The following is a 17957-nucleotide window of genomic DNA, read 5'->3' as shown; positions in this document are numbered from 1 at the left end:
TTGAGCGGGCTTTTTGCGTTTTAGGCACTAAAGAATTTTAGAATTAAGCAAACAGAGTTCAGAATATTGCTGAATCCTGAATCATTTAACGATATTAGATGTAAGATATTTCCTACTTTGCTGAACGAAAGCGGCTTTTTGTTCTTGGTAATCTCCTGAGTTAAAACTCTAATCTATTGAATTAATTTGTTTTTTATAATTGTTACAAAGTGGTTACAGTTAGTTATTGAATTTAAATGCTTTTGCTTTGATCTAGATTAATTACACTAAAGATATTGAAAGGCTAGGGAGAGGCTGACAAATGGAATATTTTGAACAAGATATTAAAGGTATAGAAGAAAATAGAATTCGCTTTTATACCGCCTGTCTAGAAACATTTTCTCAATTTGATTATAACGATCCTTATTTAGAGCAGATCAAGCAAGATATTGAACGTCTTAAAAACAAGTCTTGCCAAAAAGATTAGTGTACAGCGAGTTTGGGGACTCGTTTCAGCCAAGGCTCACGCCTTGGCTTTTTTATTTCTAATTGGCTGTTTAACAGTAAATAATTGTAAAAATATGATGTGATAACTATCTACTTTATTGATTTATATATTGTTTAATTTGAACTTGTTTGCTGGACAACAAACTGATAATTCCATATGTTAATGAGTTGAATATACTCTAGGGAATTATCATGATTAAAAAAGCACTCGCACTTGCTGTGTGCACAGCTTTAGTTGGCTGTGGCGCTGAAAAAAGTGAAGAATCGGTTCAAGTTGAAAAGAAAACTGAGCAAACGGTAACACAAGCAGCTTTGACTTATCCTGAAACTAAGAAGGGTGAAGTTGTAGATACTTACTTCGATACGCAAGTTGCTGATCCATATCGTTGGTTAGAAGACGATATGAGCGAAGAGACAGCACAGTGGGTTAAAACGCAAAATAAAGTAACGTTTGACTACCTTTCTCAAATTCCTTACCGCGACAAACTAAAAGAGCGTTTAACTAAGCTGATGGATTACGAAAAAGTAAGTGCGCCATTTAAAGAAGGCAAATACACTTATTTTTACAAAAATGATGGCTTACAAAACCAATATGTTATTTATCGCCAAGTTGAAGGTGGTGAGCCAGAAGTATTCCTCGATCCAAACACATTCAGTGACGATGGTACAACTTCTTTAGCGGGTATTACTTTCTCTAAAGATGGTTCATTAGCAGCATATCAAATCTCTGAAGGCGGCAGTGACTGGCGCAAAGTTATTATTATTGATGTTGAAACTAAGAAGCAAATTGAAGACACCTTAGTTGACGTTAAATTTAGTGGTCTTTCTTGGGTTGGTAATGAAGGCTTTTACTACTCAAGTTACGATAAGCCAGAAGGCAGTGAGCTGTCAGCGAAAACAGACCAGCACAAACTTTACTTCCATAAGTTAGGCACAAAGCAAGCTGACGACAAAGTTGTATTTGGTGGTACAGATGCACAGAAGCATCGTTATGTTGGTGGTTATGTAACTGAAGACGATAAATACTTATTGATTTCAGCTGCAGTATCAACGTCGGGCAACAAGCTTTTCATTAAAGATTTATCTAAACCAGATAGCAAGTTAGAAACCATTTTAGACCACACTAACTCAGATACTCAGGTTATTGAGAACGAAGGCTCTAAACTTTATTTAGTAACTAACCTAGATGCACCAAATAAGCGCATTGTTACGGTTGATGCTGCTAAGCCAACACCAGATAACTGGAAAGACTTAATCCCTGAAACTGAAAACGTGTTAAACGTTTCAACGGGTGGTGGCTACATTTTTGCACGCTACATGGTTGATGCAATTTCTAAAGTACAGCAATACGACAAGAGCGGTAAGCTTGTACGTGATATCGAACTACCTGGCGTAGGTACTGCAGGTGGTTTTGGCGGTGAGAAAGAAGATAAAGAGCTGTACTATTCATTCACTAACTATAAAATACCAGGTACAACATTTAAGTTTAATGTAGAGACTGGTAAGAGCGAAGTGCACCGCAAGTCAGGTGCAGACTTCGATCCTGCGCAATTTGAGTCTAAGCAAGTATTCTATAAGTCAAAAGATGGTACAGAAGTACCGATGATCTTAACGTATAAGAAAGGCTTAAAGCTTGATGGTTCTAACCCAACTATTTTATACGGTTACGGTGGTTTTAACGTAAGCCTAACACCACGCTTTAGCCCAACGCGCGCGGCATGGTTAGAGCAAGGCGGTATTTACGCGGTTGCGAACCTTCGTGGTGGCGGTGAATACGGTAAGAAATGGCACAAAGCGGGGACGCAACTACAAAAGCAAAATGTATTTGATGACTTTATCGCTGCTGCTGAGTATCTAATTGCTGAAAATTACACATCGAGCGAAAAGCTAGCGGTAAATGGTGGCTCTAATGGTGGCCTACTTGTAGGTGCAGTTATGACACAGCGCCCTGAGCTATTCAAAGTTGCGTTACCAGCAGTAGGTGTATTAGATATGCTTCGTTACCACACATTCACAGCGGGTGCTGGTTGGGCGTATGACTATGGTACAGCAGAACAAAGCAAAGAAATGTTCGAGTACCTAAAAGCCTATTCACCAGTTCACAATGTGAAAGAGGGTGTTGAATACCCAGCTACTATGGTAACAACGGGCGATCATGATGACCGCGTAGTACCAGCGCACTCATTTAAGTTTGCAGCTGAGCTTCAAGACAAGCAAGCAGGTGCTAACCCTACACTTATCCGCATTGAAACTAATGCAGGTCATGGAGCGGGTACACCTACAAGCAAAATCATTGAACAATATGCTGATATTTATGGCTTTACACTTTACAACATGGGTGTGAAAAAACTGTAATCAGGACTATTATTGATACACGAAAAAGCGCAAACTTGTTTTGCGCTTTTTTTTTGCATAAAACTCAGAATTCTTTGGCTTAGATCATTGCCACCTATGGCTTGCTAATTTAGACTTCTATACATCTAACGAATTAGGACTTATCCATGTTTGCATTACCTGAAATAAACCTCAAAGGCAAAGTGTCAGATGAAGAATGGCAGCTACGCGTTGACCTTGCAGCTTGTTACCGTTTAGCCCATTACTATGGTTGGGACGATACCATTTATACCCATATTTCAGCTCGCTTACCTGGTAAAGATGAATACCTAGTAAATGCTTTTGGTTTAACTTTTGATGAGATCACCGCATCAAACCTAGTAAAAGTAAACTTACAAGGTGAAATTCTTGATGACTCGCCGTTTGAGATTAACCCAGCAGGTTTTACTATTCACAGCGCGATTCACGAAGTGCGTCACGATGCGCAATGTGTTATTCACTTGCATACCAACGAAACCATAGTGGTATCAAGCTTAGAGGGTGGCTTAAAGCCTGTTTCACAGCATGCAATGTTCCCATTGAGTAATATTGCTTATCATGGTTATGAAGGCCTCGCGGTAAATGCTGAGGAAAAAGCACGTTTGCAGGCCGATTTAGGCAATGCACATACGTTAATGCTGCCTAATCATGGTGCATTAACCTTGGGCCCTTCGATTGGCGAAGCCTTTATGCGTTGGGCTGATTTACAGCGTGCCTGTGAAATTCAAGTGATGGCACTTTCAACTAATCAGCCGCTTATCGCCATTGAACAGAAAATTTTAGATACGGTAAAAGATCAGCAAAATAAAGTGCACACAGGTAGCACAGGTGGTCAAAAATCTTGGCCAGCAATGCGTCGTTTAGCGTATCGCATTGATCCTAGCTTTACCGAATAATTAGCAAACAAACATCAAAGTACTTCACTGGTTTGAAGTACTTTTTAAATCTCTAAACCTTTGCAAAGTGCAAAGTAAAAAGTAAACGTTTGGCAACAATAATTAGGAGCCCAACAAATATGAAAGTAACTCGCGTCGAAGTGTTTGATACCCATTGTCCTGAGCGTCCACAATGGAACCCTGTTTTTGTTCGTATTCATACGGATGAAGGGATCTCAGGTGTTGGTGAAGCAGGTCTTGCCTATGATCTAGGCCACAGTGCAGCAGCAAATATGATTAAAGAATTTGCTGAAGCGTTTTTAATTGGTTTTGACCCTTTCCAAACTGAAAAATTATGGTCGCGCATGCTGCGCGAAAGTTTTTGGGGTTTAGGTGGCGGCCCAGTGGTTTATGCTGCGATGAGTGCGATTGATACTGCACTTTGGGACATCAAAGGTAAAGCGCTTAACTTACCTGTATACCAACTACTTGGCGGTAAGGTAAATGACAAGCTGCGCACTTATGCATCACAATTACAGTTTGATTGGGATGATGAGTTTAAAGCGCTAGTGCAGCCACAAGAATACGCAGAAGCAGCGCTTAAAGCGATTGCTGAAGGTTATGATGCGGTTAAAGTTGACCCAATTATGTATGACAAAGACGGCAACACTTACTACGAGCGCACTAAGATTATTTCACGTGGCGAAATGAAGCTATACCGTGCACGTATGGCGGCTATTCGTGAAGCGGTTGGCGACGAAGTGGATATTATTTTTGAATGCCATAGCTTACCAGGTGCAACAACGGCAATTCAGCTAGGTGAAATCGCAGAAGAGTTTGATTGCATGTATTACGAAGAGCCTGTGAACTACTTAAATCACTCGCTGCACGCTAAAGTAGCCTACAAAGTAGCCGTTCCAATTGCCGGTGGAGAACGTTTATATAATCGTTGGGGTGTACGTCCATACCTTGAAGATCAAAGTGTTGATGTATTACAACCTGATATTGGTTTGTGCGGTGGCTTTACTGAGACCAAAAAAGTATGTGACTACGCGGATATTTTTGATGTGCGTATTCAAGCGCATGTATGCGGCGGCCCTGTGGCAACTGCTGCATCACTGCACCTTGAAACAGCCATTCCAAACTTTTTAATTCATGAGCATCACACCTATGCAATTAAAAAGTGGAACCGCGAATTATGTATTCAAGATCCGCAGCCTAAAAATGGTTTCTTCGAAGTATCAGAAGCACCAGGTATTGGCATTGAGCTAAACGATGAAGTGATTATGAAATCGCCACGTATTGAGATTAAATAAAACTGTAAACTAAGCTCATTATAATCAGGAATACCTAGCCGTTAGATTGGCGTTTTTACAATGCTAAACCAACCTAAAGTATTCCTGATTAATCTTGATAAAAGCACCGAACGCCTAAAAAAAAGTAGTGAACGATTAGCTGCGCAAAATATTCAATTTGAACGTATCCCAGCCATTGACGGCACAAAACTTACAGACGCTGAAATTCAAGCACATTATTCATCGCAATTAAATTCAAAACAGTATTACCGCAATCTTGGCTATGGTGAAATTGGCTGTTTCTTAAGTCATCGCGTGGCGTGGCAAAAAATTGTTGAACAAAAGCTGCATTATGCAATTGTCTTAGAAGATGACTTTCAACTAGCGGGTGATCTCAGCGCAGTATTTAGCACCATTGAATCGCTAAAGTTTGACTGGCAACTATTAAAACTTGCCGCTTATCAAAATCGCACCCGACCTATCAAAGCAACAAAGCAAGTTAATGAACAGTTTGACTTAGTACTTCATAAGAAGCCGCTCACAGGTTGTTGTGCGCAAGCAATTACTTATAATGCTGCCAAACAGCTTTTAGCGATTACCGAACAATTTGGTTGTCCTGTTGATACGCAAATTCAGTGCACGTGGCAAACTGGCGTATCTGTTTATTCGCTTATGCCTTTTATGATTGAGCAAGATGGTAAAGTGGGTAGCGAAATTACCGCAGCATGTCAAAACCAAGTAATTAAAAAACACTTTTTTAGACGAAAGTACCAACAATTAGCGGATGGGATTAATCATTACAAGCAAACCAAAATTGCGTTATCAGAACTAATATAATGATTCAATTAGGTTTAAGTTAGTCCTACATAAAACTACATTTCTATAATATTGTCATGTTGCAAAAAGGTTTCTAATCAGTTTCAAGACATGATGAAAAGTATAGGAAATGTTATGAAAAAAGTTGCGTTACCTTTCGCACTTGCAGGTTTGGCAGTATTTAATATGCCAGTTGTAGCTGCAGAGAAAGTCAATTTAGTTAAGCTAAAATCATTTAACCAAAACACACCTCGTATTATTAACGGTAAGCCTGCTACTCAAGGTGATTACCCGTTTATGACCTCACTTATTTCTGCACACGCTGAGGGTATCTCGCCATTTTGTGGTGCGTCATTTATTGGTGGTCGATACGTACTAACTGCATCGCATTGTATTGAAGGTTCTGCCGCTGAAAACATGCACGTTTGGATTGGCGGGTATGATACAACTAAACCTGAGTCTGGTAAGCGTGTTAGTGTTGCTCAAATTTATGAACATGAAAACTACGGTGACATAGGTCTTAATAACGATATTGCAATTATTGAGCTTACAGAAGAAGTAACGGGCGTTACGCCAATCAAGTTAATGACGCCAGAGATTGAAGCGATTTTAAAAGATGGCTCTGAATTGACTGTTATGGGCTGGGGTAATATGAACCCTAACAGTGAAGCTGCTCCAGAGTATCCAGAAATTTTACAAGAAGTAAAAGTGCCACTTTATAACCGTGAACAATGTATTGCCGATTACACTCAAGACGGAGAGACCGGCATTACGGATAATATGATCTGTGCTGGTTTTGTTGAGGGTGGCAAAGATTCGTGTCAGGGTGATAGTGGCGGCCCGCTTATCTTTAAACATGAAGAACAGTGGTATCAAGCAGGTGTAGTAAGCTTTGGTAATGGCTGTGCAGCGCCAAATGCACCAGGTGTATATGCACGTGTTGCAAACTATAACGATTGGGTTGAAGCGAAAAAGTCAGGCGTTTCATACAAACAAATAAACCGCCAAGGTTTTGTTGAGCAAACTTTCAACGAGCAAGCGACATTTAATATTAAAAACGTTGGCAGCGATAATTTTATGGTGACCAATGCAGCAGTTGTTGGCGCAGAAGGGGTTGAATTAGCTGAGGTTGAACAAAACTTATGTGACGGAAAAACACTATCGTTTGAACAAAATTGTGATATCAAAGTACGTGTTAAAACAAATGCACCGGGCAATGCGGGCTTTGCGTTAAGAGTGACCACAAACGATGCAATTAACAAAGAAGCGATTATTTTCTACGGCGCGAATGTACTTGAGCAAGAGTCTGCGAATATGAATGAAATCGTTGGTAGCAATAATGATCGTGTTAAATGGTGGAGTGGTGGTGATTTAGCGTGGCAAGCGCAAACAAATAAAGCATCGCAAGGTGACTCTGCAATGGCAAGCGGAGATATCACTCACTTTCAACAAAGTGTTTTACTTGCAACGATTGATAACGACCGTGTTGAGAAGTTTAACTTTAAGCATTTAGTGTCGTCAGAGACTGATTGGGACTTTTTAACGGTTCGTCACAACAATCAAGTAATTTTACGAGCATCAGGTGTTGATAATACAGAATTCACAGCACAAGAAGTGACGTTAACAGAAGGTGTGGATCGTATCGCGATTATTTATGCCAAGGATGAAACGGACTTTGATGAGGTAGGTGACGATAAAGCATATATTGACGAAGTGTCGACAGTACTTAAAAATACTGCGCCACAAAGCAAAGTTAAACAAGCCACAATCACAGTGGAAGAAGCGAAAGGTTTTGTACTTGATGCCAGCGAGAGCAGTGATGCAGAAGGTGACTCACTAACTTATAAGTGGGAAGTGATCGAAGGAACTATTGCCATTGCAGATGCGACAAAAGCAGTTATTAACCTTACGGCACCAGCATACAAAGATGCTAAATCGCTTACATTCAAAGTAACAGTGACTGACCAATTTGGTGCAAATAGCAGTAAAACGGTTCAGGTTACAATTAATAAAAAGCCTAAGCGTAGTAGCGGTAGCACAGGTATTATGTTGTTATTAGCTGGTTTTGCTTTCGCAGCGCGTCGAAAATTAGCGTAAATATTTAAATTTGGAGAAGCCAGCTAGTTTAGCTGGCTTGACTATATTATGAAGCAATTACATATCACTTTTTCTGCATTATTAATGACGCTATTTACATCAGCGTGTAGTAGCACGGCATTATCTGAAACAATGACTGAACAAGAGCTCAATAATCTAGAAAAAATATACAGCTTTAATGCTAAGGCCGAGTATATTTCGTTTGTGGTAAAATCAACAGGTTGCACAAGCAAAGACGATTTTGAATTATTACAGCAAGAAGCCAAAGGTGTGTACGAGTTCGCACTAAAGCGCAATAAAGCAGATCTTTGCCGTGCAATGCCAAGAGCATATCCTGTAACCTTTAAGTTACCTGAGGCGATAGATTCAATTGATTTAATTAAAGTTTTAAATCCGCGCTATGACAGTGAAGCGCAAAAAGCGGCCAAACGTACACGTAAACAAGGATAGCAATAGAGCAATTTTAGTTAGTATTTTACCCTGCTGGTATCGTTAGGAGATCATTTGCAGACGTTATTTTTACGTATTTATGGTTCGGTTATTTTAGCAGTAAGCTTGGTCTTACTGCTTTCCTACCTTGTATTTTCTTCGGTGAACCAATACCGTTACCAGCAGCATTTGGCTGAGCAACTTTCCGGCACCTTGTACCTACTCAAGCAGGGTATTAATCGACAAACTAACACTGCAAACCGTGAACGTTGGCTCGAGTTAGTTGCATCGCTTATGAATGTATCGCTGACTTTAGTCGATAAACCACCGAATCTAAATAAAGTCAGTATCTCTACCAATGTTCAAGCCAATAATGGTTACATTGTTGAATATCCAATTAACGACACTCATTTATTAACCATGCATTTAAATGGCGTGAGTGAGCAAATTGCCACTGGCACAGCATTTTTATTACTTAATGAAATTGGCTTATACAGTACGCAACAGCGCCAAGCGGCATTTGATACCATCAGCAATCAATTTCACTACCCGATTAACCGGGTTAATGAGGCGAGCCAATTGCTCGATAGTGAACAATTAGAGCGTTTAGCGCGTGGTGAAATGGTCATTGTTTGGCAAACTGAATTTGATAGCAGCTTATCGTTTGATATTTATGCGCCTTGGGGTAACTCTCAAGATTTACTTAAATTAGGCACAATTAAAGTATTTGAACAATATCCCCACTGGTTATTAATCTCAGGATTTATTGCCGTGCTGAGTGTATTAGCCGTGGTGATATTATTTATCATCCGCTTGTTGGTTAAACGATTAACGTATATTCAAGATAAAGTAGATGCTATCGAACCTGAGCTAATACAAGCGGAAGAAATACCACAAAACCTTGATGTGATTAACCAGTTAACTTGGAAAATCGATCAAATGGCACTGCGGATCACACGCTTAATTGAGCAAAAACACCAAATGTTGCGCGCTGTATCTCATGACTTACGAACCCCTTTATCAAAAGCGCAATTTAGGCTCGAAACATTAAATATTCAATTGGGTGTCGATAACGCCTTAATCGCACAAACTAAAGCTGACCTAAATCAGCTTAACTTATTAATAAGTGACTTACTTAGTTACGAAAAGCTCACTGATAACAAAGCAATAGTTAAAGAAAATGTCGCGTTAAATTCGTTTGTGCTCGCAATTGTGCAAGGAATGCAAATAGTCTTTCCTCACATTGAATTTACCTTTCAAGCACAGCAAGAGTATGCGCTCAAAATCAATAAACAGCTTTTTACACGCATGCTCGAAAATTTACTTAATAATGCCGCGCGCTTTGCAAAAGAATCGGTAACGGTTCAACTAACAAATCATCAGCAAAATATTGTGTTAGATGTAATTGATGATGGCCCCGGTGTTGATGAGCAAAGTAAACAGCACATCTTTGAGCCGTTTTACCAACAAGATCAAAGCCGCAGTAATAAAACTTCCGGTTATGGATTGGGTTTGGCTATAGTACAGCAAATTGCATCACAACATGATGCCTATATCAGCTTGATTGATACGCAAGTGGGCGCTCACTTTAGCATTCATTTTCAGCCTAACGGGAGTGAATAATGAGAACGCTATTTTTCCTTTTATGCCTGCTTAATGCATCTACCGTATTTGCTGCGCAACCGCCTAAAAAAGAGCCGAAAAATACACCGAGTAACAAAGCGCTTAAACCGCAAAGCGACAGTAAAAATGCAATTGACTGGGGTGATTGGGATAAAAAATTTCAACCTCAGCAGCGTTATGGTGTTGGCATTAAAGGCAAATTACAAAATGCGATCAGTGAGTTAGATAAAAGTAACTTACTTAATGATACAAGTGGCGTTTCAAGCACGCCGAAAACGCGCACAGATAAAAATAAAAAGCGAAAAGACATCAAGAAAATGAAGCAAGAACTCAAGGCGCTTGAAGAAAAAGTAAAACAAGAGATTGAAAGCGATGAAGACTATTAAATTATTTAAGTTTGCGATTGCTCACCTATTATTGGCACAGATTATTAATCCGTGTTTTGCAAGTGATAAAAATCAGCCGCTTAGTGCGTTTGAGCAAGCAATGCTGCACAATGAGCGCGGTGAATGGCTTGAAGCTGAAACACTACTTAGCTATCAGTTATCGCAAAATCCGATGCAGCACCGCGTGCGTTTAGAGTTAGCATTAACGCAAATGCAATTGGGCAAATTCGACGTGGCAAAAGAACACTTATTAAGTTTAAAACAAGTGACTGAATTGCCTGAAAACGTGCGCTTTAATATCGATATTATGCTTAACGAGATTAACGCTAAATCGCAGCTTGCCGAGGTTGAACCATCAAAAAGCCAGTGGGGACTTATTAGCACACTTGCTACCGGATACGATGACAACGTTCGCTTTAGCTTTGGAGACTATTTTTTAGATGATGATCCGTACTTAGATAGTTTTTACTTTGTATTACCTAATGGCAAAGAATATTTTATTTCTCAAAAAGGCTATTTGTATAGTTTGGATGGCGAAATTGTGATGCCCGAAGAACTAGGTATAGACATTTCCCCGTTTCTTGAAAAGCCAAATTCAATGTTTGTTGAATCGGCAGCCATTATAAATTACAGCTATTTGAGCGAGCAGGTAAATTGGAAAAACAATCTGCTGATCCGTAATATCGATAATGCTGATTTTAGTGATTACGATAAACTGCTATTTAAACTTGATTCAGAACTAGCATGGCCGCTGGCAAGCGATAAAGAAATCGCCTTGCAATTTGAACAGCGAAATCAGTTTAGAGGTGGCGAGCCACAAATTACATCGACTGCATTAACATTAGGCTACCGTCTGTTTTCAAAAAGTAGTGAGTGGTACATGTATGGTCAGTACATGGATAGAAGTTTTAAAACCATAGAAGTGCAGTTTGGGGACTTTTCATATACCAATTATGGCTTTGATAATAAGTCTTGGGCGGCTGGTGTTGAATGGAATAAACTTTTTTACAACAATCAATTGTTAGCTAAAGTACAATTTGAATTAAAGAGCAATGACGCAAGCGATGGGCTTAATTATTTAGGTGCTATTTTAAAAACTGCGTTAGTTTATCAGTTAGATGATAAATGGAGTGTTGCGGGTTATGTGAACTTTTTTCAGCAAGATTACAGTAAAAGTGATTTAATCGAAGCTTACGGGTTGGATGAAAATAGCGAACTGGCAACCATTGATAAAAGCTTACGTATTGGTTCTAAAGTTGATTATCAAATTAATCAACAGCTCTCAGTTTTTGTTTCAGCAGATTGGGGCGAGCGTTCGTCAGATATTTACTGGGGTGTGCAAAGTAATACAGTACGAGCAAAGCTAGGATTTAACTTCGAATTTTAAAGTGGCATTAAATGGAAAAATATAATCTGATAATTGTTGAAGATGATGCGGAGTTGGCGAGTTTAACACAGTCGTTTTTTCAGCAGTTCGAGTTTAATTGTACTGTGATAAGCGAAGGACAAACCGCAGTACAACAGATTATTGCCGAGCAACCAGATTTAGTATTACTGGATTTAATGCTGCCAGATATCGATGGTATGCAAGTATTCCAACAAATAAAACCAGCTTACACTGGTAAAGTAGCTATGTTAACTGCGCGAGGTGACACCATTGATCAGGTGCTGGGTTTAGAATTTGGTGCTGACGACTATATTTCTAAGCCAATCGAGCCGCGTTTATTATTAGCAAAGTGTCGCGCCTTATTGCGCCGAGAAGTGAATGCTGAAGTAACGAAAGAGCAGGGCATTTCATTTAACGATATCACTATCAATAAGCATAAGCGTGAAGTTAAAAAGCGAGATCGCGTACTGGAATTCGCGGCTCCCGAGTATGATTTATTGCTTTTGCTGGTGGAGCATAGTGGTGAAGTGATAACGCGAGATACCATCTTCAAAACGCTGTGGGGCATTGATTATGATGGTCAAAATCGCCAGGTAGATATTTATATTTCATCGATTCGCAGTAAGTTAGAAAGCGACCCAAATCAGCCAAGCATCATTAAAACTGTGCGCTCTAAAGGCTATTTATTTACTGGCTAATTTCATTTGATAAAATCCAGCTTTTAGCATCATTTATATCCTCGAAAAAGCCTCGTTCTAGATTAATATTTTTGAAAATTAAGTCTGTTACACTTGTCTGAACAGGACTAATTGAAACATATGCAACTTTCTTGCACTGTAGCTTTTGACACCAAACAAAAAACTCAGAAGTATCTTCGATTGCGTCCATAGTGAGCAAGGTGTCTTTATCCAAAAAAATAATAAGTCCCCAATTAGTTGGAGAATTTTCTTCAATAAATGAAGAGATTTTACTATGGACTAGTTGCACTCCTTCTTTGTTAAAACTCTCTTTTAGCTCGAGAACTAAAATATTGTTTTCGGCTGTAAGATTTGAGCTTCCATGAGCCAAATGTACCATATCTATCCTATATCACTGCTATTTTCAATTAACTATAGACTAATTAATAATTAAGGCATGCCAGTTCATTTTCTAATGTGTTAGATTTTGTTTGAAAATAGGCATTTAGCACTATATATGTGTTAAAAAAGCTGTAGTTGAAGAATTTTAATTAAACTGATTTAAGAAAGCTATGAATAGATCTAAGAAAGGCAAAGTCTTAACTGACACTATATTTAACAGTTGCGCAGGTAGCTAGACGAATGGGATTAGCAAGACAAGGTGTTCAAAGAATTGTAAATGACTTGGTTAAGTTGAACTTAGTTTCACTAGAAAAAACATAGATCATAAAATAGCTCCTTTACTAGAACTTACGAAACTTGGCCGGGAAACAATGGTTAAAATCGATAATGAACAGGCGATTTGGGTCAATAGCTTAGCTGATGAGTTTTCGATTGAAGAGGTAGAGTCAACTTTAGCGTTATTGACAAAAATCAGAGTAAAAATGAAAGTGACAATGACTTTGTTCACTACCACTCTTTATTTTTAATCCAATTTTAAAGTTATCTTTTGCAAAAGGTTTGACGTATTTTCTAGTTCTTTCTCTGGAATATCTACTACTAGTTTATTTGCCCAAATACTTTGTTTTTCCATTGCTTCGGCAAATGACTTAACTCCGCTTTCTGCTAATGAATAAAGTTTTGCTCTTTTATCATTTGGGTTATCAAAATTAACTAACAATCCTTCTTCTGTCATTTCGTTAGCAAGCCTTTGAACAGATTGCCTAGATTGACCCATATTTCTGGCGATGTCTGAAACAGTTAGCGGTACATTAGAAGACGAAAGAGCACCTAATACTTTCCAACGAGCACTCGTTAACCCAAGCTCTTTTACAAGCTTATCTCCTTCTTGGATTAACAAACCATTTAACCTAAAGATATCTAGAATAATACTTGTTAATAATGCACCTTCAGGGCTGTGTTTCATGGTATTACTCTTCCTAAATTCAATAGCTAATCTTTAACTATTTTACATCGCTACACCTCTACTGAGTAGTGTTAATTTGTATATGAATTTACTTGTTATTACTAAAATAAGTTGAAAGCTTTTTCATAGCAGAAAGTGTCGAATATAGTTCTACTTTTGTTAGCGCGTTAGCTCCTGACGCTGCCCATGGAAGCTGTTTATGCCATAACTTCCAAAATACCAGCTCTCCTTCTTTCGTTAGAATAACGAACTTCGCTCTCTTATGATTTGGGTTTTCCTCCAGCTCAATAAGTGACCCATTCTTGAGTGCATCAACAAGCCGCTGAGTCGCCTGACGCGATTGACCAACCGTTCTAGCAATCTCAGAGACTGTTAGTAGGTGATCAGCTTGAGCAATAGCCCCCATAATTTTCCATCTAGCACTGCTTAAACCAAACTCCTCAGCCATCATGTCTCCTTCGCTGTTTAGCATTCCACTTACTTTGAAAATCTCTAACACAATTTTCGTAAAGATATCTTCCGGTGACTCTTTCATAAATTGTTCCATAAAGAGTTTGACAGTATATTGTCATTATCCTATAGTTGACATCATGTTGTCAATGTGGATTATTATGATGAATATACAGATAGTTTCAAGAATCCATAGAATTGCTGCGGTAACTGCTTTTCTATGCGTAACCACTTTTTTCATTTCTACTTTAGTTGTTGAGCTAACAGGCTCCACTAATTCGATAGAGTTAGTTAAATCACTAATAGTTTTTCCTGGACTGTTTATCTTAGTTCCTGCAATAGCTTGTGCAGGAGCTACAGGCTTCCTTATGGGAAAAAATAAAAAAGGAAGAATTATTGATAAAAAGAAGAAAAGAATGCCTTTCATCGCCGTTAACGGTTTATTCATATTAGTGCCAGCAGCGATATTTTTGAATTATAGAGCTTCAACAGGTGTATATGATGCAACATTTGTTGCGATTCAATTTATTGAATTACTCATTGGCGCTACTAATGCCAGTTTAATGTTTTTGAACATTAAAGATGGTAAGAAACTAACTGACAAAAAGAGAGAAAACCATGCGTCAAATTAAAGCCAGTTTATTGAGTATCTCTATGGCATCAACTTTCGTGTTGTTGTCATCTACCGCTCATTCTGAGAACGAAACCTTTGAAAAAGTTTGTAAATCTTGCCACACAGATGGATTCAAAGGATTCATGTCTGGCGCTCCAAGCATTAAAGATAAGAAGGCCTGGCAAGAATACTTGGCAAAGCATTCTTATGAAGAAATGCGAAGTATTGTTCTGCTAGGAACTGACGAGCATAAAACGAAAGGAGGATGTAAAAAGTGCTCTGACGAAGAAATAATTGGAGCTATTGACTACATGCTTCGCCAAGTTGATGAAAAAGGCAATAAATAATGAAAGCACATTCTAATTTGCTCGTTTTACTTCATTGGCTTTTAGTTCCGGCAATTCTTGCGGCTTTATTTATGGGAAATGACATAGCATCGCTATCTAATGACCTCGACTTGAAAGTCGATCGTGTCAAAGTACATATGTTGGCAGGCATATTCATTGGAGGGTTATTTGTTATCAGGCTAATCGTAAAAATTACATCAGACCCTATAGCACCCATTCAAGGCAGCGAATCGACTCCTGTAATGAATAAACTCGCTACATTGACGCATCGAGCTCTATATCTTTTAGTTTTTTTAATTGTACTAACGGGAATAGGAATGGCCTTACAAACCAATATGTGGGAGGTCATTCAGTATGGAGAAACAATCCCGGATTATATAAATGAACTGCCCGCAAGGCGTGCTCACGGTGTACTGACATCATTGTTAGCCATTCTTATTTTAGTACACACAATCGCTGCGCTCTTTCACCACTTTATTTTAAAAGATGGACTCATGTCGCGAATGTGGTTCCACAGAAATAAAAACTTATCTTCTGATGAATAGCAAACCAACTTCATTTGAAGCTCAAAACACGTAATTAAAAGTCGATATTAGGAGAAAGCAATGGTCGAAATTAAGCCTTTAGATGAAAACATCTCTATTATGCAGCAACTCGCGACAGACCAATCGCAGGTGGTTCTTATAAATCTTTTTGACGTAGCAAAAGAAGATACGCAAGCGTTAATTAAGGCATGGGAAAATGATGCGAATTGGATGAAAAAACAACCAGGATACATATCTACGCAATTACACAGAGGTATCGCTGGCAGTACAGTATTTATCAACTACGCAGTTTGGGAGTCAGTCGAGCACTTTAGAAATGCATTCACACACCCTGAATTTCAAAATACTTTAAAAGCTTATCCATCTTCAGCAGTCGCTTCGCCTCATTTGTTTGAAACAGTTGCGGTTGAAAACCTGTGCACGGGAACAGTGACTCCTTGATATTCAATATATTGAATAAGCGATTTTTGATGATGAATGTGAAAGATAAGACCTCTGTTCATCATCAAATAAGTTTCGAAAAACATGAATGTTATGCTCAATGTTTGACTAGCTGTATACAGACAAATAAGGGTATTAAAAACAAAGATCGTTGAAAGTAATTAAATAGGAATTGGGAATGGCTTTCTACTTATCAAAAAACTCAAAAAGTATATTAAAGAAAGGACTCTACTCTTCATTTGTTGCGATTTTGGCAGGTTGCACAACAGTTGGACCAAACTTCGAGCCAATAGAAATAGAAGTACCAGAAAAATGGGAACTTAAATCAAACTCAACTAATTCATCCGTTGCAATCAATAAGCACTGGTGGAAAAATTTTAATGATCCTTCTCTAGAAAAATTAATTAACCTTTCTCATAAAGAAAACCTAAGTTTACGTGACTCACTGTTAAGAATTTTAGAAGCCAGAGCGATATTAGGTGTTACTCAATCCAATAATATGCCCAGAACAAACCTTAGTGGCAATGCTTTAACAACTAAGCAAAGCGAACATGCTTCACCCCAGCCATTAGACAATGAAGAGATGTTTTCATTGGGGATCGATAGCAGTTGGGAAATTGATTTTTGGGGGAAATTGCTACGTCAAAGAGAATCTGCCGAAGCTAGTTATAATTCATTGAAAGCTAATTATGGTGATATGTATATCTCGATAACTGCTGAAGTGGCAAGTACCTATATTAGCATAAGAACCTTAGAGTTACGCATCCAATTGCTAGCTGAAAATATTGAACTACAAAAACGCTCTCTCGAAATTGCAGAGGTTTGGTTTAACAATGGAGGAAGAACTGAATTAGACTTGCGTCAAGCTCAAGCATTGGTTTACGAGACTCGTTCTCAATTACCGGCGTTAGAGCTGGATCTATTTAAAAAACAGTCCGCTCTTGCAGTTTTATTAGGAACATATAGATCAAATGTACTACCAATCCTAAGCTCACCTCCTTCGATACCCCAATACGGTTCTGAAATTAATACAGGTATACCTATAGATTTAATTAGGCGTAGACCAGATATTCGAGCTTCGGAGTATGTGGCAAAAATGAAAACGGCAGATGTTGGAGTTGCAAAAGCTGACTATTATCCGTCTTTTTCACTGACAGGAAGTTTAGGTTTGTCGGTTACAACCGGGATTTCTACCTTAGCTGGAGGAAGCTTGGGGAGTTCCGGTAGCGACCTTTTCAGTTCAGCGGCTCGTCAATATACAGGAGGCTTTGGCATTTCGTGGGATATTTTTAATTTCGACCGAATTGACAATAATGTACTCGCCACTGACATGCGACTTCAACAAGCAATTGAGTCATACAAAATGAAAGTTCTTTCTGCGATAAAGGAAACCGAAGACGCTTTATATTCACTAGAAAAAGCGAAAGAGCAAGAAAAAGCTCTTGCACAAAGTTCACTCGCTTATAGCAGAGCGTCGAAACTCTCAATGCAACAATACAAAGATGGCGCTACTGATTATCAATCAGTACTCGACTCTTTGCGCCAATTGGTCAATGTTAAACAAAGTCAAACACAAGCTAAAGGTCAAATAGCCTTAGACGTTATATCGCTATACAAAGCAATGGGGGGCGGATGGGAGTTAGCTAATCCTATTTTCTTAAAAGAAGAAACCATGTCGCAAATGAAACAAAGAACAGAATGGGGTGACCATCTGTACAACCAAACTACAACCAAATACAACTAGAGTTTTT

At 38.7% G+C, this 17957-nt stretch carries 19 protein-coding genes; 16 read left to right on the top strand and 3 right to left on the bottom strand.

The annotated features are described in order from the left end of the window. Positions 1-301 precede the first annotated feature (301 nt). The 11 genes from L1068_RS15230 to L1068_RS15180 all read left to right on the top strand — a co-directional run bounded on the left by L1068_RS15230 (position 302) and on the right by L1068_RS15180 (position 12465). Positions 302-466, top strand: coding sequence for a hypothetical protein (locus L1068_RS15230; RefSeq protein WP_237130943.1), 165 nt, complete (start codon positions 302-304; stop codon positions 464-466). Between the two features lie 212 nt (positions 467-678). Further along, complete coding sequence (locus L1068_RS15225; protein ID WP_237130942.1) at positions 679-2841, top strand: prolyl oligopeptidase family serine peptidase; 2163 nt, start codon at positions 679-681, stop codon at positions 2839-2841. A gap of 146 nt (positions 2842-2987) precedes the next feature. Then, positions 2988-3755: a class II aldolase/adducin family protein gene (locus L1068_RS15220; RefSeq protein WP_237130941.1), complete on the top strand. Its 768-nt coding sequence runs from the start codon at positions 2988-2990 to the stop codon at positions 3753-3755. A gap of 119 nt (positions 3756-3874) precedes the next feature. Beyond that, positions 3875-5050, top strand: a complete 1176-nt coding sequence (locus tag L1068_RS15215) for a mandelate racemase/muconate lactonizing enzyme family protein (RefSeq protein WP_237130940.1) — start codon at positions 3875-3877, stop codon at positions 5048-5050. A 60-nt stretch (positions 5051-5110) separates the two neighbouring features. Beyond that, the gene (locus tag L1068_RS15210; protein WP_237130939.1) at positions 5111-5866 is read left to right on the top strand and encodes a glycosyltransferase family 25 protein; all 756 of its coding nucleotides are present in this window, start codon (positions 5111-5113) and stop codon (positions 5864-5866) included. A gap of 114 nt (positions 5867-5980) precedes the next feature. Continuing rightward, positions 5981-7942 carry a trypsin-like serine protease gene (locus L1068_RS15205; protein ID WP_237130938.1) on the top strand — a complete coding sequence of 654 codons (1962 nt, stop codon included), beginning with the start codon at positions 5981-5983 and terminating at the stop codon, positions 7940-7942. A gap of 48 nt (positions 7943-7990) precedes the next feature. Then, the gene (locus tag L1068_RS15200) at positions 7991-8392 is read left to right on the top strand and encodes a hypothetical protein (RefSeq protein ID WP_237130937.1); all 402 of its coding nucleotides are present in this window, start codon (positions 7991-7993) and stop codon (positions 8390-8392) included. Positions 8393-8446: 54 nt separating this feature from the next. Then, positions 8447-9994 (top strand): ATP-binding protein, encoded by a 1548-nt coding sequence (locus L1068_RS15195; RefSeq protein WP_237130936.1) that lies wholly within the window; start codon positions 8447-8449, stop codon positions 9992-9994. Beyond that, entirely contained in the window at positions 9994-10380 is a 387-nt protein-coding gene (locus L1068_RS15190) for a hypothetical protein (protein WP_237130935.1), read from the top strand. The genes L1068_RS15195 and L1068_RS15190 overlap by 1 nt, the downstream gene beginning before the upstream one ends. Further along, a complete protein-coding gene (locus tag L1068_RS15185; RefSeq protein ID WP_237130934.1) occupies positions 10367-11767 on the top strand; it encodes a hypothetical protein in 1401 nt (466 codons plus the stop codon). Before L1068_RS15190 ends, L1068_RS15185 begins: the two co-directional genes overlap by 14 nt. Before the next feature lie 11 nt (positions 11768-11778). Beyond that, positions 11779-12465, top strand: a complete 687-nt coding sequence (locus L1068_RS15180) for a response regulator transcription factor (protein ID WP_105170412.1) — start codon at positions 11779-11781, stop codon at positions 12463-12465. On the opposite strand, the gene L1068_RS15175 is transcribed toward L1068_RS15180, so the two are convergent. From L1068_RS15175 to L1068_RS15165, 3 genes are all read right to left on the bottom strand, one after another. Further along, entirely contained in the window at positions 12455-12844 is a 390-nt protein-coding gene (locus L1068_RS15175; RefSeq protein WP_237130933.1) for a hypothetical protein, read from the bottom strand. The genes L1068_RS15180 and L1068_RS15175 overlap by 11 nt on opposite strands. Positions 12845-13369: 525 nt before the next feature. Next, positions 13370-13810, bottom strand: a complete 441-nt coding sequence (locus tag L1068_RS15170; protein ID WP_237130932.1) for a MarR family transcriptional regulator — start codon at positions 13808-13810, stop codon at positions 13370-13372. A gap of 88 nt (positions 13811-13898) precedes the next feature. Then, positions 13899-14345, bottom strand: a complete 447-nt coding sequence (locus L1068_RS15165; RefSeq protein ID WP_237130931.1) for a helix-turn-helix domain-containing protein — start codon at positions 14343-14345, stop codon at positions 13899-13901. A gap of 76 nt (positions 14346-14421) precedes the next feature. Here L1068_RS15165 and L1068_RS15160 point away from each other — a divergent pair, with 76 nt between their 5' ends. The 5 genes from L1068_RS15160 (at position 14422) to L1068_RS15140 (ending at position 17950) form a co-directional block, all read left to right on the top strand. Beyond that, positions 14422-14892, top strand: a complete 471-nt coding sequence (locus L1068_RS15160) for a hypothetical protein (protein ID WP_237130930.1) — start codon at positions 14422-14424, stop codon at positions 14890-14892. Further along, positions 14879-15220: a c-type cytochrome gene (locus tag L1068_RS15155; RefSeq protein WP_237130929.1), complete on the top strand. Its 342-nt coding sequence runs from the start codon at positions 14879-14881 to the stop codon at positions 15218-15220. Before L1068_RS15160 ends, L1068_RS15155 begins: the two co-directional genes overlap by 14 nt. Then, positions 15220-15765, top strand: coding sequence for a cytochrome b/b6 domain-containing protein (locus L1068_RS15150; protein WP_237130928.1), 546 nt, complete (start codon positions 15220-15222; stop codon positions 15763-15765). Before L1068_RS15155 ends, L1068_RS15150 begins: the two co-directional genes overlap by 1 nt. 60 nt (positions 15766-15825) lie before the next feature. After that, complete coding sequence (locus L1068_RS15145; RefSeq protein ID WP_237130927.1) at positions 15826-16206, top strand: antibiotic biosynthesis monooxygenase family protein; 381 nt, start codon at positions 15826-15828, stop codon at positions 16204-16206. A 178-nt stretch (positions 16207-16384) separates the two neighbouring features. After that, the gene (locus L1068_RS15140; protein ID WP_237130926.1) at positions 16385-17950 is read left to right on the top strand and encodes a TolC family protein; all 1566 of its coding nucleotides are present in this window, start codon (positions 16385-16387) and stop codon (positions 17948-17950) included. Positions 17951-17957 lie beyond the last annotated feature (7 nt).

The organism is Pseudoalteromonas sp. MMG024 (assembly GCF_021654175.1).
Lineage (GTDB): Bacteria > Pseudomonadota > Gammaproteobacteria > Enterobacterales > Alteromonadaceae > Pseudoalteromonas.
This window is presented reverse-complemented; position numbering and strand designations above follow the sequence as displayed.